At 58.2% G+C, this 13,107-nt stretch carries 19 protein-coding genes and 1 pseudogene; 3 read left to right on the top strand and 17 right to left on the bottom strand.

The window, feature by feature from the left end; translation table 11 throughout:
* The first annotated feature begins 58 nt into the window (after window positions 1-58).
* Window positions 59-1,159: an LLM class flavin-dependent oxidoreductase gene (locus JQ609_RS21145; protein ID WP_212274818.1), complete on the top strand. Its 1,101-nt coding sequence runs from the start codon at window positions 59-61 to the stop codon at window positions 1,157-1,159.
* A gap of 24 nt (window positions 1,160-1,183) precedes the next feature.
* Entirely contained in the window at window positions 1,184-2,059 is an 876-nt protein-coding gene (locus JQ609_RS21140) for a polysaccharide deacetylase family protein (protein WP_212274817.1), read from the top strand.
* A gap of 8 nt (window positions 2,060-2,067) precedes the next feature.
* Here JQ609_RS21140 and JQ609_RS21135 read toward each other — a convergent pair whose 3' ends face one another.
* The 10 genes from JQ609_RS21135 to JQ609_RS21095 form a co-directional block, all read right to left on the bottom strand.
* On the bottom strand, window positions 2,068-2,754 hold the full coding sequence (locus JQ609_RS21135; RefSeq protein ID WP_212274816.1) for a TetR/AcrR family transcriptional regulator: 687 nt from the start codon (window positions 2,752-2,754) through the stop codon (window positions 2,068-2,070).
* Window positions 2,754-3,305: a flavin reductase family protein gene (locus tag JQ609_RS21130; RefSeq protein ID WP_212210068.1), complete on the bottom strand. Its 552-nt coding sequence runs from the start codon at window positions 3,303-3,305 to the stop codon at window positions 2,754-2,756. The genes JQ609_RS21135 and JQ609_RS21130 overlap by 1 nt, the downstream gene beginning before the upstream one ends.
* A gap of 10 nt (window positions 3,306-3,315) precedes the next feature.
* Window positions 3,316-4,542 (bottom strand): acyl-CoA dehydrogenase family protein, encoded by a 1,227-nt coding sequence (locus tag JQ609_RS21125; protein WP_212210067.1) that lies wholly within the window; start codon window positions 4,540-4,542, stop codon window positions 3,316-3,318.
* A 213-nt stretch (window positions 4,543-4,755) separates the two neighbouring features.
* A complete protein-coding gene (locus JQ609_RS21120) occupies window positions 4,756-5,184 on the bottom strand; it encodes a GNAT family N-acetyltransferase (protein ID WP_212274815.1) in 429 nt (142 codons plus the stop codon).
* 138 nt (window positions 5,185-5,322) lie between these two features.
* The gene (locus tag JQ609_RS21115; protein ID WP_212274814.1) at window positions 5,323-5,625 is read right to left on the bottom strand and encodes a hypothetical protein; all 303 of its coding nucleotides are present in this window, start codon (window positions 5,623-5,625) and stop codon (window positions 5,323-5,325) included.
* Complete coding sequence (locus tag JQ609_RS21110; RefSeq protein ID WP_212274876.1) at window positions 5,622-6,005, bottom strand: hypothetical protein; 384 nt, start codon at window positions 6,003-6,005, stop codon at window positions 5,622-5,624. The genes JQ609_RS21115 and JQ609_RS21110 overlap by 4 nt, the downstream gene beginning before the upstream one ends.
* On the bottom strand, window positions 6,005-6,247 hold the full coding sequence (locus tag JQ609_RS21105) for a hypothetical protein (protein ID WP_212274813.1): 243 nt from the start codon (window positions 6,245-6,247) through the stop codon (window positions 6,005-6,007). Before JQ609_RS21105 ends, JQ609_RS21110 begins: the two co-directional genes overlap by 1 nt.
* A gap of 6 nt (window positions 6,248-6,253) precedes the next feature.
* Complete coding sequence (locus tag JQ609_RS35620) at window positions 6,254-6,388, bottom strand: hypothetical protein (RefSeq protein ID WP_283813874.1); 135 nt, start codon at window positions 6,386-6,388, stop codon at window positions 6,254-6,256.
* Complete coding sequence (locus tag JQ609_RS21100; RefSeq protein WP_212274812.1) at window positions 6,388-6,546, bottom strand: hypothetical protein; 159 nt, start codon at window positions 6,544-6,546, stop codon at window positions 6,388-6,390. Before JQ609_RS21100 ends, JQ609_RS35620 begins: the two co-directional genes overlap by 1 nt.
* A 2-nt stretch (window positions 6,547-6,548) precedes the next feature.
* Entirely contained in the window at window positions 6,549-7,265 is a 717-nt protein-coding gene (locus JQ609_RS21095) for a hypothetical protein (RefSeq protein WP_212274811.1), read from the bottom strand.
* A 38-nt stretch (window positions 7,266-7,303) separates the two neighbouring features.
* On the opposite strand from JQ609_RS21095, the gene JQ609_RS21090 reads away from it, so the two are divergent.
* Window positions 7,304-7,924 carry an SGNH/GDSL hydrolase family protein gene (locus tag JQ609_RS21090; protein ID WP_212274810.1) on the top strand — a complete coding sequence of 207 codons (621 nt, stop codon included), beginning with the start codon at window positions 7,304-7,306 and terminating at the stop codon, window positions 7,922-7,924.
* Here the strand turns inward: JQ609_RS21090 and JQ609_RS21085 are convergent.
* From JQ609_RS21085 to JQ609_RS21055, 7 genes and pseudogenes are all read right to left on the bottom strand, one after another.
* Window positions 7,903-8,907, bottom strand: coding sequence for a tail fiber protein (locus JQ609_RS21085; protein ID WP_212274809.1), 1,005 nt, complete (start codon window positions 8,905-8,907; stop codon window positions 7,903-7,905). The genes JQ609_RS21090 and JQ609_RS21085 overlap by 22 nt on opposite strands.
* 182 nt (window positions 8,908-9,089) lie before the next feature.
* Window positions 9,090-9,752 (bottom strand): annotated as a pseudogene (locus JQ609_RS21080) (phage terminase large subunit); the annotation flags it as partial.
* The gene (locus JQ609_RS21075) at window positions 9,673-9,918 is read right to left on the bottom strand and encodes a hypothetical protein (RefSeq protein ID WP_249119031.1); all 246 of its coding nucleotides are present in this window, start codon (window positions 9,916-9,918) and stop codon (window positions 9,673-9,675) included. The gene JQ609_RS21075 and the pseudogene JQ609_RS21080, both read right to left, overlap by 80 nt.
* Before the next feature lie 8 nt (window positions 9,919-9,926).
* Entirely contained in the window at window positions 9,927-10,091 is a 165-nt protein-coding gene (locus tag JQ609_RS21070; RefSeq protein WP_212274807.1) for a hypothetical protein, read from the bottom strand.
* A 514-nt stretch (window positions 10,092-10,605) separates the two neighbouring features.
* Window positions 10,606-11,622 carry a hypothetical protein gene (locus JQ609_RS21065; RefSeq protein ID WP_212274806.1) on the bottom strand — a complete coding sequence of 339 codons (1,017 nt, stop codon included), beginning with the start codon at window positions 11,620-11,622 and terminating at the stop codon, window positions 10,606-10,608.
* A gap of 81 nt (window positions 11,623-11,703) precedes the next feature.
* Window positions 11,704-11,955 carry a hypothetical protein gene (locus tag JQ609_RS21060; protein WP_212274805.1) on the bottom strand — a complete coding sequence of 84 codons (252 nt, stop codon included), beginning with the start codon at window positions 11,953-11,955 and terminating at the stop codon, window positions 11,704-11,706.
* Window positions 11,956-11,995: 40 nt separating this feature from the next.
* Complete coding sequence (locus JQ609_RS21055) at window positions 11,996-12,865, bottom strand: hypothetical protein (protein WP_212274804.1); 870 nt, start codon at window positions 12,863-12,865, stop codon at window positions 11,996-11,998.
* Between the last annotated feature and the right edge of the window lie 242 nt (window positions 12,866-13,107).

Here is a 13,107-nt window from a genome sequence, read left to right as displayed (position 1 = left end):
TGCGGTCGAAGCAGGTTTCCCACCAAACGAAACGCCTGCCCTTGGGGAGGAGCAGACCATGAAGCTTGGGTTCTTCACGATGCCCATCCATCCTGTCGACAAGGATTGGCGGCTGTCTCTCAAGGAGGATCGCGAAGCCTTCCTGTTGGCCGACGAACTCGGGTACAGCGAAGCTTATGTCGGCGAGCACGTCACCGATAAGGCCGAGAACATCACTTCCTGCATCGCATTCATCGCCTGGCTTGCCGCGGCGACCAAGCAAATCAAGCTTGGTACCGGCACCATCAACATGCCGAACACCCATCCGGCAGCGCTCGCAGCCTCGATCGCGATGCTCGATCACATGCTCGACGGCCGCCTGATCTTCGGTATTAGCCCCGGTGGGCTACTGTCCGACGCCGAAGTCTTCGGCAATCTCGGCGCAGATCGCAACGCGATGTTCCTGGAGGCGATCAATCAGGTCCTTGATATCTGGGCAAGCGAGCCACCGTATAACCTCCAGGGCAAGTACTGGAATGTATCGGTACAGAAAACCGTGATTGAGGACATTGGTCAGGGCTTCATCGCGCGCCCGCTACAACGACCGCATCCGCCGATAGTGGTGACGGCAGTGGCGCCGTTCTCGAAAGGTGTGACCGAAGCCGCCGCACGTGGCTGGGATCCGATTTCGGCGAACTTTCTGATGCCGGCTTGGGTCAAAAGCCATTGGCCGAAATACGTTGAAGGCTGCGAACGCGTCGGCCGCCCCGCGGAGACGGCGAACTGGCGGGTCGCCAAAAGCATATTTGTCGCCAAGGATGCCGCCACGGCAAAAGCCTATGCCACGGATCCGAACGGTCCATATGTCTATTATTATCGCTCGCTATTCACCAAGTTGAAGCGTGGCGGCCGTATCGAACTGTTCAAAACACGCCGCGATCAGCCCGACGAGGAAGTGACGCTCGAGTCGATCTGCGACAAGCTCATCATTCACGGCACACCCGATAGCGTGGCCGACCAACTGCTGGCTTTTCAGGAGGAGACCGGGCCCTTTGGTACGCTGCTTTATGCCGGCAAGGACTGGAAGGATCGCGAGCTTGGACGTCAGTCGATGATCCTGATGGCCGAAAAGGTCATGCCGCGCATCAATACGGACATGTCCGGCAAGGCGTCCGAATAGGTCAATTCAGTCAAGGAATCTGCCGTGGCTCTCAGTGATCGTATCCCCTATCAGGCCCAGATCGACCGACCGAAGTTGACGCTTCCCGGCGGCAAGAAGCTCGCAGTGTGGGTGATTCTCAACGTCGAGGAATGGCGGATCGAGAACGCGATGCCGCGGACGGTGCTGAGTCCGCCGATGGGACAACCGCTGCTGCCTGACGTGCCGAACTGGTCCTGGCATGAGTACGGCATGCGGGCCGGCTTCTGGCGACAGTTCAAGGCGCTGACCGACCGCAAGATGCCGGTAACGCTGGCCCTGAATGCCAATGTCTGCAATTCCTATCCGCGCGTTGCGTCCGCCGCGCTCGAAGCCGGCTTCGAGTTTATGGGCCACGGATTCCAGCAGGGGCCAATGCACAAGCTCGACAATCAAGCCGATGCGATCAAGCGCTCCGTCGAAACAATCGCAAGATTTACCGGCAAATCACCGCGATCATGGGAGAGCCCGGGCCTCACCGAGACCGAGGAAACTCTCGATCTTCTGCGCCTCAACGGCATCGAATATCTGGCGGATTGGGTAATCGACGATCTGCCGCAGGATATCGCCACGCCCCACGGCACCATAACGACTATTCCCTATTCGGTCGAAACCAACGACATCGTCGTCCATGCACTGCAACATCAGCCCTCCGAGCAATTCCTGAAGCGTGGCATGGATCAGTTCGACCGGCTCTATCTCGAAGGCGAATCGAACGCGCGGATCATGGCGATCTCGATCCATCCCTATATTACGGGGGTCCCGCATCGCATCAAATATCTGGAAGCGCTGCTGGACTACGTCATCAGCCATGACGGCGTGGCACTGATGACCGCAAGCGAGATCGGCGACTGGTATCGCGCGGAAACAGCTGGAAAATGACGGCTGGCTTATCCTGCCACCCTGATTGGTGCGCGGCGGACGTCCGGCGAGGATTCATTAACCCGCTCGAAGCCGGCCAGAAAGACATCCAGCGCATCGCTGATGATGCGATCCTTGTCTTCGAGCACCGGCGATTCGTAGATGTATTTGCGGACGCCGTAATAGAAGATTCCACCGTGGAAGACCCAAGCCAGTTCAAGTTCGGTCGCACTCGGCTTGTTTTGCACGATAAGCCCGGCCTCATGACGGCACTCCCGGATGATCCGGGTCAGGATCTTGTCCTTGACCATGCCGACATACCAGCGATTGATGTCGAGGCCTTTCAAGCCCGAGTAGAGATAGATGCGAAGCCATTTCCGGGTGAAGATCGCGTCGGTATAGGCGCGATAGAATTCCAGCAGCCGGTCGCGAAGCGGCCGTGAGCGGTCGGTCAGCAGTTTCTCCCAACCGGTTTCGAGCGGATCGAGATAGACCGTGCGATAGACCTCCTTGATCAAGTCATCCTTGCTTGGAAAATAACGATAGAGCAGTGGCTGCGTTACGCCAAGCCGCCGCGCCAGTGCCCGCGTTCCACCACCAAATCCTTCTTCCGAGAAAAATTCGGTCGCCTTCGCAAGAATTTCCCGGCGACGATCGTCGGGCGAGAGGCGCCTTTGCTTGGTGCCAGCACGTTTGGGCTTATCTTTCCTGATCATCAGGATTTGCCGTCATCGCCGGCAAGGAAGCGGCCGAATCCGCCGCGTGCAAACAACAGGGGCTCCTGCCCATTATAAGTATAGGCTTCGACGGCTCCCAGGAAGATGATGTGGTCACCGCCGTAATATCGATTGGCGGCACGGCACTGAAAACTTGCGACGCTGTCAGCAAGCACCGGCGCGTTGCCGAGTCCTGGCGTCCAGCTCACGCCGGCGAACTTGTCGGCGGAGGATTTTGCGAATTGCGAGGCCAATGTCTGCTGAGAAGCACCGAGAACATTGACTGCGAAATGGCTGGCGTTCTGGAAGATGGTCAAGCCCTGCGAGAACATGCCGAGGCTCCACAGGACCAGCGGCGGATTCAGCGAAACTGAGGCAAAGGAGTTACAGGTCACGCCATATGGCTTTCCGTCAGCCGCCATCGCTGTAACAATAGTGACGCCGGTAGCGAACGTACCGAGCGCATTTCGAAAATCCCGGGGATCGATCGCCGAGTTGTCGCTGGCGAACTCGTTAGCGGGATCGGCTGGATGTTTGGGTGCGTCGGACATCCACCTCGCCTCAGAGCGTCAGGTTTTCGGACGGCAGGCCAAGCGCTACACGTCCATAATTGGTTCCCGCCGCATCGAAATTGAACGCGAGGTGCGAATTCACCGCGTGGGCATCGCGAAACTGCCGCTGCAACGCACCTGACGTAAACAGACTGCGCGCGCCGCTTGCAGCAAACAGCAGCGACACGGCGTCAGTGCAAAGGTTGACCGAAAACGCGCCGTCACGCCTCAATCGTGTCTTGTCTGCTATGTCCGGAACGTGACCACGTCGAGCATCCGCCATCGCATCGATGCAGTTCGTGCGCATGACCAGCCGCGCCGCGTCGATCTTGGCGGAGGCTTCCGCGATCTTGATCTGGGTCGTCTGCATATCGCTAAGCTTGGCACGATTATAGGTCGAGGCGCGATGACGTGCGAATTCGACATAATCATTCAAACAGGCCTGTGCATTACCCAAACCGACGCCTGATAATACATAAGGGAACAACGAGAAAACCGGCAGCGCATAAAGGGCGTTTGGATTGATCGCACTCCCCGGGGTTGGCCCGCCGGTAAGATCGCTGACGGCGACCGTCATCTGCTCCGCGACGAAGGCGTCCGTGACGCTAACATCGTTCGATCCGGTCCCGCACAGACCGGTCGCGTTCCAGGTATCGTTGATCTTGTAGTCGCTCTTGTTGAGCAGGAATATCCGGTATTCGATGCCGTCGGCGTCATCGTCGGATGAAACCACGCTGGCGAGCATGTTCCAATCGCAGGATTCGACGCCTGAGGAAAACGGCCAGTGGCCGTTCAGCACATAACCGCCAGCGACCTTTCTGGCGCGGCCGGCTGGAAAGATGAATGACGAGGCGATCAATGCATCGGCGTCCTTGTTCCAGACGGCGTCCTGCGCATGGCGGTCAAACATGCCCAGCATCCAGTGATGGCTTGCAAGGTTGGCAAAATTCCAGGCTACGGAAGCATCCGCCTGCCCCAGCGCATCGGCGCAATCGACCAGTGCAACATAGTCGAGTTCGGAGCCGCCGACGCGCTTGGGCTGCACAATCCGGAACAGGCCGGCATCGTGTAAATCTCGCTCGGTCTCCGGTGGCAGGCGCCGCAGTTCTTCGGTCCTGGCAGCACGCTCCCGCAGCTTCGGGATCAACGCTCTGGCGCGCGCGACGATCGCGGCATAGCTGCCCGTACCCGGTCCCGCGAGCGAACTTGCATCTGGCCTGCGGCCGTCCCCTGGCATTGGCGTTTCCTTGCCCAACCCGTCGTTGCGAACTGGAAGCGGTTGAGCCTGGCCAGTCTACCGCCTCACCGCCAATGATCAAGGCGCGCGGAATACGGCTCTTCCGCCAAATGGGGCTGCTGCAACCTATGCATCGTGCTAAAAACGAAAAAGAGCCCGGCGGCCGTCGGGCCACCGGGGCGAGGAGTACTTCGAAAGAATGCTGGACGCTGGCTATCCAATGAGCTTGCGCCAATAAAGCGTATTTGGCCAAGCCCATGGGACTGGCGGCTGAAACAGCCGGTAGCCGGCGCGAATGAAATTATTGGCGGACGGCAGATTGTCAGTCGTGTCGGAAATGACCGAGCACCATCCGTTGAGCCGCGCACGGCCCTCCACGGCACGCATCAAACGCAGTTGGAGCCGGCGCCCCCAATGCTTTCTCAGCACGCCAACCCGGCAGAAATAGCCGGCATTGGAAATATGGGTTGAGGGAACGACCCCCGCAAAGGCAACTGGCTCCGTCTCGCAACGAGCGAGCCACCAATGTCCATGTTCGAACTTGGGAACAGGAGCACAATCCAAGAATGTCAGCCGATGAAGTTCCAAGAGCGTATCAGCTGTCTCATCGTCGTGCCCGTCGACCTCACCAATCCGGTACATCGGCCTACCTGAAGCTGAAATTTGAGTTGTCGACGGATCGCATTCAGCAAACCGTCCGCAATGTATCTGGACGTCACATCGATGACCGTGGCTACACAACATAGGCCGAGATATTCCGGTCATGGCACATCTCCGCGATCACTTGCCAAGCGTAGCCTTGATGCCGAGCCAGACCGCACCGACAAATCCGGTGACAATCACGGTGATCACTGCTTTGAACGTATAGCTCTGAGCCTGTTCGACGCTTCTGCGCCAGCGACGCAGATGCTGAAAATCCGCCCGTAGTTCCTTTCGATCCTCCTCGTCGATTCCGAACGAGGTCAGAACAGTCGCGACGGACTTCAGAACAACAGCATCGATATCGTCGCGATGCAGCCGCTGCTGTTCGGCAAGCGTTTCAGCCACGATTGCCCTGACCTCGGAACCTTCCAAGCCGCTCATCGCTTGATGATCCGGGCGATGTTTTCGAAACCACGCTTGGCGAAATAGAACGATACGACGAGGTTCGATGTAACCGCTGCAAACCCTGCGAGGGGATCGGTCGTGCCAAGTCCCAGGACCTTATCCCACACCAACAGTTTGCAGAAATATGCAGCGACACAGTACCCCATGAGCTTATCGGGCTCGTACCAGTGCCCGATTTCGGCAATGCGATACTGCATGATGGCGTTGGTTTCGGAGACCTGAGCGGCGATCTCTTTCCCGGCCAAATTGGCCGCCGTCGCGGCGTCAGCCGATTGCGCCTTCAGGTGCGCATTGTAGGCATCGATCAAGCCCTTGATCACCGGACCGCCCAAAAAACTGATAATAGTCATCCACATCAAGATTGCTTCCTTAGTGACCGCAGGCGCGCGGCCAAGGTTACGATCGAAATCGCCAGCAGCACCCTGCCAGCCCATGTCGGATCGCCGACAGCAGCTGAGACCTCATCCTTGATAGCCGGATCGCCCAGGAAATCGCCCGCTGCGTCAACGAGCTGGAGCAGTAATCCAAGGACGGCCAGGAAATAGCTCCAGGCGATCGTCAGGGAGTTGAGGCAGAACGCCTTGATCCTCGTCAGCATTATTCCTCACAGAAACAGCGTGAGAGCGAAACATAGAAACAGCCAGGCCGGCTCTTTCGAACAGATCGCCAACACCAGGCCGACGGCAGGCGCGCATGCAGCGGCAAAGATAAACCCATCTACGCGCAGCTTCGTCAGCATCACAGACTCCGGAGCTTCGCTTCGAGCCGGGCTGCCTTCTGGCGAAGACTGGTGGCCTTGGTGCTCACCCCATTGATCCAGACCTTTATCTTCGGCCACGAATAGATCGAGGTGACGTAACCGGCGATGAGCAGGAGGACGTCGAAGAGTATCCACATGGCTATTTCCTTTTGAAAACTGATGCGAAGATGTTGGCAATGAACGCGCCGATCGACCCTTGGGACGGATGGGCGATCGACGGCCCCGCGGATCGTTCGATCGACACAGGCACTTGCTTCTCTACTGATTTGGTGGGCGGGAACGTCGTGCCAGGAAAGGCAATCGTCGAATCAAGCGCCATCATCGCCATCAACAGGCCGGCGCAACCCAATTGGCGATCCACCGTGCTCGGATCATAGACGCCGTCCCGGACATATTTTCCAGAAACGTATTGGTCGGTACCGCTCCAGATATACGGAGACGGCCTCCTGCGCGCCGCGTAGCCGAGGCCATTGTATTGCTCTAGCATCGTCAGCGTTCCGCCGATCGACCAATCCTTGTTTCTGGCCGCGCGGGGGGCGCAATTGACGAGGGCGTCAATGGCCGCATCTTCCCAGCTCTTGAATGGCCCTCGCCCGGCCGGAACATGGACCGAGACCCTGTTCCAGGGATCACCCTGCGCCAGGCTACCGCTCCAGTCCTGTGAGCATTCGCGCTCGTGCGCAACGGCGATAAAGGGCCACGGAACGCCGGTTTTTGCGGCCACGGCCTGATAGCGGGCCTTGGCGTTTGGAGCACTCAAACGCTTCGCAACCGTGGAGAAGGAGCCTGCCCGCGTTAACCTGGCATTTGCCCAGCGTTTCGCGTTCGCTGCCTTGAGCGCTGTTAGATCGGTCATACTTGCTCGCTGTGGGGTTGTGGTGGTAGAGAGTCAGGATGCGCGCAATCCCGTGGATCCTTGCAATCGTCTCTACGATCGCTTTTGCCGCGTCATTTTCCGAATTGACGCGAGTCCGTAAGAGGTTCGGCGAAATCACGCAGCACACATTCCATGACCATACGGACGTGCGGCAGGCCATTATTCGGACAAGTCTCAGTCAGGCGACTCGCCCAATAATCATTGTTGGGGACAGCATCGCCGAGATGGCTCCGCTACCGATCGAAGTTTCTGGGCACGAAGTCATCAACGCCGGGATAGGAGGCATCACCAGCCGAGAACTAGTCTGGATCTCCCCCCGCTTTCTGGAGGGAGTAACAGCAACGCTAATTGTCGTATCGACGGGCGCGAATGACGTTGGCTCCGCGCTCAATGTTGAGGAATATTCTAAGCTGTTGCGAGTCTTGAAACCGCACGCTCAGCAACTACTAGTTATGCCTAGCACGCAGGACGAAGCGGTTATCACGAACCTTAAGAAGGCCTGTGTCGACAACGCTGTTGATATTCTTGTGGTTGCCATCCCAACAGAAGGAAGAATGCCTGACGGCGTACATCTCAACAGAACCGGGTATCGAATATGGATGCAGACTCTCGCATCCTATATGATGCGAATAATGTAATTGCATATGATCGTTGGCTGCACAATGCCAAAGGCCGTTGATGTTCCTCCTTGGGCGTTACCGGTGAATGAGCTGGAAACCGCGACGCTATTGCTTGCGGGGCCAAGGTTATCTGAAAAGCCATCAGGCACTTGCATCCATGCCTGCGACCCGCCGCTCTGGTAGCCGATCGCAGCTCTATTCTTGGTGAAAGAACCTGACGAACTAACCGAACCTGAGGGCGTGTAGGCCGGAAGGTTCGAAGTCGCGAGCGCCTGAGTTTCCCCGCCTCCAGCGCCTCCCAGCGTGTCGCCGTTAAGACCGTCGTTCGCATTGGTCAGCCGATTCGCTGACGAGCCGCCCATATCGTCCTTCTTCGCCGTAACACGACCGCGCAAGTCTGGGATGTTGAAGGTCGTTAGGTTGTCGCCGACGCCATAAGTAGTGCTGAACAAAGAAAACAGGGTTGAATAGGTTGAGCGACTAATCGCCTGCCCATAAGGAAATACAAATGCGCTGTTCGGCGCTGTAGTGCCCCAATAGTCCATGCCGGCGCCAAGCGGGACATTATACGGATTGCCGTAGAAGTTCTGGAGATACCAGACCGCATCCGAGTTATTATAGAGCGCCGTGTAGGGCGTGCCTTGGATCAGCGTTCCAGCCAGCAACTCCGCACCCGGCGCCGAGCGCAACGGTTTCGCGCCAAGCCCATCAACACTCAGCGTCACCGTCGCGCCGTTGGTGACATGCGGCGTGAATGCAATGGTCCTCCCACCCAGGTTAGCAAGCGTGTCAAACGTCTCGAAACTCGAGACCGTATAGGCCGTCGACGTACCGCTCGTAACGATAGCCCCGGAAACGTCGTCGCGATATTTCGCAACAGCAGCCATCATCTGACGCGCAGAATCGTTCACGCTGGAGGGCGCCTGGCCCTCCTGCCAGTTGACCAAACTGTCTGCCGTTGCGTTGTTGGCCGCGGTTTTCGACCATTTGTAGAGTGTCATTTCCTGAATTCCCTTTTCGTCTCTTCCGGCGGCTTGCCGGGTTATCTCTTTGCGCTCAGCTCCAGGTATTGCGTGCAGGGACACGCCGGCGCACGTGCGGTCAGCAAGTTGCGGATGACGCCAGGCGGAACGCCGGGGCTTTCGCTGGCGACCACCTTCACCCGCGCGTCGATGACGGCCTCGATGTGGTCATAGCGATCCGGATAGAGCGACAAATCGAGTTGCCGCTCCTCCTCCAGCACGGAGGGAAACCAGGGATTGTCACGCCAGCTCGCCTTGATCACGCACGCACCCGGCGGCTTGCGCGTCCGCAGGAAATCGTCGATCGCATCAGACTTCCGGCGCGGGTTCCAGCTCGCCCACAATTCCGAGCGTTCGGCGCGGATCGTCGGTCGCAGCAGCGACAGGCTGCGCGCGCTCAGATTCTGAGCCTCGTCGATCCAGGCAACGCGAAACCCCTCAAGCGATTTGATGGAATCCGCAGTGTGATCCTGCATCCCCCGAAAGATGATGATGCCGTCTCCGGGCGTTTCGATCTTGTCGCTGTAGAGCTTGAAACCGCTGCCGACGCCGAGCGCGGCGATCTTGCTCTCGATCAACCGCTTGCTCGACTGCGCCAACGTCCGTTGCGCCTCACGAATGCAAACCGCGAGCGTGCCGCGCTCGGCCTGGCAGGTCTCGACCAGAAGCTCGCCAAAAAAATGCGATTTTCCGGAACCCCTGCCGCCAAAGGCTGCGCGGTACCTGCTGGGCCGAAGCAACGGCTCAAATACTTTCGCCGTGGGGATCGTCAGGGTTGACGATGAGCCGCTCGATCCGTTCGGGAGGCTTTTTCGAACCGTCATTACCGCTCTCCGATGGTTGCATGGCTTTGCCCCAGCCGCGATCGAGGACGGCGTTGGCCGCCGAGACGCGCGCCGCAGGCGTCGCATCCTTGCTTTGCATGATTTTGACCAGGACGTTGATGGCCGTCTTGGTGTGGCTCCGTGCCAGTGAGCGGATGTCTGCCAAGGGTCTTCTCACCGCTTCTCGTCATGATCCGCCGTGACGTATTCGCACGGCGTAAGATCGGTCGGGTCCGCCGCAGGCTCGTGCACCGCGGAGCGGAACGCGATTGTCGGGAAATCGGTCTGTTCATGATCATGCCTGGGGCGAGGGATGAACTGGATGATTACGGCACTCATGAGGGATCCTCCCATACCGCGATTGCAATCAGGCCGATCAGCGCGAGCGATATCAGATATGCGGTCATCGGCTTCTCTTAAGGAAATAAAATGCGCGGCATGATCGCTGGCGTGCAATCATTTCGGGCGCGAACCGTATCCCTGATACAGGGGCCGCTTGCGGTCGTGACCTTGGCCACGCCGCACGCCGGCACGTTCGCGCGTGCCGGCTAAATGATCTCAAAGGTTCGAACGGCGGCGCGCCCGCGACGCCTCAGGCGACGGGCGTTGGGAGTTGGGGCGTCGTGACAAGCGGCCGCCGTCCGATTGGAAAATTTTCAAACAAAAAGCCCGCGGCGGATTTCTCCGCCCGGGCTGTGCACGATTTTCGCGATGATGATGATGTGCCGGTGATTTGCCCGACGTGTCAAATGTTTTTCAAGCCGTCAATCAATTGCAGAAAATCAGGGAGCGTCGATGCGATAGGCCTCGCCTGACAACAACGCGCGAGCCGACGGAATTCTGGTCTTCGAGATTATCGCTGCTGGGCGGCAAGCAAAAGCGCGAGCAGCCCGCCGGGCGGCGGCTGATCCGGATTATCAGGATCGATGCCCGAAAGCGCTGCGATCCGACCTGCAAGGCCGCCCATCGGGCTTGGACTGACTGAGGGAGCGAGGGATGCTCCCGGCGCGCCACGCTCGAATATGGGAGCCTGCGGTTCGTTGGCGCTCAGCTCGTTCAGATGTTGAATGTGCTCTAGCAACGTGGAGGCCGTTGGATCCTGCGATTGCCCCAGCCTGGACGAAGAGCTGCCGCCACTGGCTGCGCGGGACAAGGCATCGTTTCCGCTGACGAAGGCGTTTCGGCGTTGCGGGGGCGGCGCCGCTCGCATCGGATGCGGCGGACCGAGGCCCGCCAGAGGCGCGGCCCAGTCGGTGCGGCTGCTAGACGCGTTCAGTTGATCGGGAAGAACGAACTGCGCGGCCGGAGCGCCGGTGTCGGATACGGACGCTGGCGGCGGATTGCCATCCCGTCGGCTGACATACCGTATCGGCTTGGTGCCGATGCCAGGCGCTTCGGAAAAGTCTGTCGATCCCCGGATCGGCGGTAGTGTCATCCACAACGGCATCGGCTTGTCGTTGAATATTCCGGGTGGCTTGCCGGGGTCAGCCTGCGGCAGGGGCAGGTTCGGATTGCGCGGCGTAATGCCGGCAGGCGAAGAGGTCCAATTTCCGAAGCGGTCGCTCGGCGGCTCATCAGCAATCATCCGTTCGAGGTAGCTAATAGGACGGCCCCCTAAGATATTGCCCTTGCCCTCCGAAACATCAACAGGCGCTGAGCGAGGACCAATCGGAGCTTCGAACGGCTCGTTCAACCCTGGAGTAAAGAAATCCAGAAGTTCACCCGCAGGACCCAACGGATCACGCGCCACACCTGTTGCGGGTGGGAGCTCACCAGCTCGCAAGGCGGAGGCAGCAAACGAATTGCTGTTCTGACGCTGGCCACGGTAAGCGATCCCCGCGCGGTTGACGCCATGCGCAAAGAGTTGCATTCGTGCGAGATGACCGCTGAGATCATCGCCCTCAGCAATTATTTCATAAGGAGCGCTTGGATCGTCGCTCTTCTCTTTCTGTCACACGCTCCGGTCGCGAACCATCGCATTCATTCTACCGAAACTTGACGGGGCGCTTCCCGTCCGAAATATCTCTCGAATGGCGTTGCTCGCCTTTTCCAGTCCACCCAGTTCTCCAAATTCCGGCGTTGCTTCAACAACAACGTGCTTGATTAACTCGCCGGATAGATTCGTGCGCTCATAGTGGATCGCCGTGTGAAAGCTTCCCGGAGCTCCGGTCGGGGTATACGTGACATAGATTCGATCTGCCATGATCGCAATTTCTCCAGCTGCGCTGTTAATGAATCTCTAGTCAAGAAAACGGAGGGTGACGCGAGCTAATCCAGGGCGAAGTAGTTTCCCCCGTATTTTTGTCTAGCTCGAAGTAGATCGTCCAGTCGGAATTCTGAAAAGTGATACCGTATGCCGTCGAGTTTTCGGAAAGCGGCGTAAAGAATCTTGACGTCCTTGCGATCGAGATGACTTCGTCAGCGCGACACCCCGTTCGAGGCAGGTATCTCCTGATCGCAGCCCAAATGAACCGTTGCTGAATGGTTTGCGCAAGCAATTCATCGATTGACTCGACAAATCGCTCCAGTTTTTGTGTACACAATGTGGCGCGCGGTTGCCCCGGTCCTCGCGGCGACTTCGGTGTTGCACCTGGAAGAAATAGGCTTACGCTGGAATTGGTCTCGTAGCGCTTCAGTTCGATATCCGCACCATCGACGCTTGCACATCCGAAATTGGCGACGGACAAACCCGCTCGCCAGCTCAGTTGCAGGATGAGCGCAGAATCATGCGTGAGCAGGACGATGGATGAATGATCATCGTCGTTGAACACATCCGCCGGCCCGCCGGCGGCCCGAAGCGCGGCTTTGAATTCGGTGTCCTTGGCGGCAAACCACTGCTGCGCATCCTTCAGGGCATGAACGTAATCCCCGGTGAAACACACCTTGAGGAATTTTGGATTCTTCACCCGAAGACTCGAAACGCCGACCTCGAATTCCTCGTCGAGATCCGACAACTTCGAAACCGAGATCCTGCTGACATTGCTGTCGCGATAAGAAGAATATAGAAGGAACCCGAACACGAGAACCGTTCCATAAAGGGCCAGCAAGACGATCGTTCTGACTATAATTTGATCGACAGTTAGCGGGATAAGCGTTCGAGATTCGAATGCCATGACAGGCCCCCAACGCACCAGACAGTGATCGAGTAAAAGTCACTCGACAGAGGAGCTAGGGGTTATCCCGGTTCTTTTCGCGCGCTTTCTCATTAGCTTCCGCTGAAAATTTCAGGATATTCTGTGCAGGCTGCTTGTCCGACACGACCAGTCCAGCCTCTTGACTGTCGGAAAATCCGTCTGCTCGTGATCGCTCCTGAGGTGCAGGACGAACTGGATGACATCGGCGCTCATGAAGGGAC

Origin of the sequence: Bradyrhizobium sp. AUGA SZCCT0169 (genome assembly GCF_018130085.1) — a bacterium.
Lineage (GTDB): Bacteria > Pseudomonadota > Alphaproteobacteria > Rhizobiales > Xanthobacteraceae > Bradyrhizobium.
Note: the sequence above shows the minus strand (reverse complement) of the source record. Positions and strands in the feature narration are given on the sequence as shown.

What these genes read in the sequence shown, in the direction of transcription:
- JQ609_RS21145 (WP_212274818.1), top strand. Translation starts at nt 59, where the DNA reads ATGAAGCTTGGGTTCTTCACGATGCCCATCCATCCTGTCGACAAGGAT.
- JQ609_RS21135 (WP_212274816.1), bottom strand. Translation starts at nt 2,754, where the DNA reads ATGATCAGGAAAGATAAGCCCAAACGTGCTGGCACCAAGCAAAGGCGC.
- JQ609_RS21130 (WP_212210068.1), bottom strand. Translation starts at nt 3,305, where the DNA reads ATGTCCGACGCACCCAAACATCCAGCCGATCCCGCTAACGAGTTCGCC.
- JQ609_RS21125 (WP_212210067.1), bottom strand. Translation starts at nt 4,542, where the DNA reads ATGCCAGGGGACGGCCGCAGGCCAGATGCAAGTTCGCTCGCGGGACCG.
- JQ609_RS21120 (WP_212274815.1), bottom strand. Translation starts at nt 5,184, where the DNA reads ATGTACCGGATTGGTGAGGTCGACGGGCACGACGATGAGACAGCTGAT.
- JQ609_RS21115 (WP_212274814.1), bottom strand. Translation starts at nt 5,625, where the DNA reads ATGAGCGGCTTGGAAGGTTCCGAGGTCAGGGCAATCGTGGCTGAAACG.
- JQ609_RS21110 (WP_212274876.1), bottom strand. Translation starts at nt 6,005, where the DNA reads ATGTGGATGACTATTATCAGTTTTTTGGGCGGTCCGGTGATCAAGGGC.
- JQ609_RS21105 (WP_212274813.1), bottom strand. Translation starts at nt 6,247, where the DNA reads ATGCTGACGAGGATCAAGGCGTTCTGCCTCAACTCCCTGACGATCGCC.
- JQ609_RS35620 (WP_283813874.1), bottom strand. Translation starts at nt 6,388, where the DNA reads ATGCTGACGAAGCTGCGCGTAGATGGGTTTATCTTTGCCGCTGCATGC.
- JQ609_RS21100 (WP_212274812.1), bottom strand. Translation starts at nt 6,546, where the DNA reads ATGTGGATACTCTTCGACGTCCTCCTGCTCATCGCCGGTTACGTCACC.
- JQ609_RS21095 (WP_212274811.1), bottom strand. Translation starts at nt 7,265, where the DNA reads ATGACCGATCTAACAGCGCTCAAGGCAGCGAACGCGAAACGCTGGGCA.
- JQ609_RS21090 (WP_212274810.1), top strand. Translation starts at nt 7,304, where the DNA reads ATGCGCGCAATCCCGTGGATCCTTGCAATCGTCTCTACGATCGCTTTT.
- JQ609_RS21085 (WP_212274809.1), bottom strand. Translation starts at nt 8,907, where the DNA reads ATGACACTCTACAAATGGTCGAAAACCGCGGCCAACAACGCAACGGCA.
- JQ609_RS21070 (WP_212274807.1), bottom strand. Translation starts at nt 10,091, where the DNA reads ATGAGTGCCGTAATCATCCAGTTCATCCCTCGCCCCAGGCATGATCAT.
- JQ609_RS21065 (WP_212274806.1), bottom strand. Translation starts at nt 11,622, where the DNA reads ATGCAACTCTTTGCGCATGGCGTCAACCGCGCGGGGATCGCTTACCGT.
- JQ609_RS21060 (WP_212274805.1), bottom strand. Translation starts at nt 11,955, where the DNA reads ATGGCAGATCGAATCTATGTCACGTATACCCCGACCGGAGCTCCGGGA.
- JQ609_RS21055 (WP_212274804.1), bottom strand. Translation starts at nt 12,865, where the DNA reads ATGGCATTCGAATCTCGAACGCTTATCCCGCTAACTGTCGATCAAATT.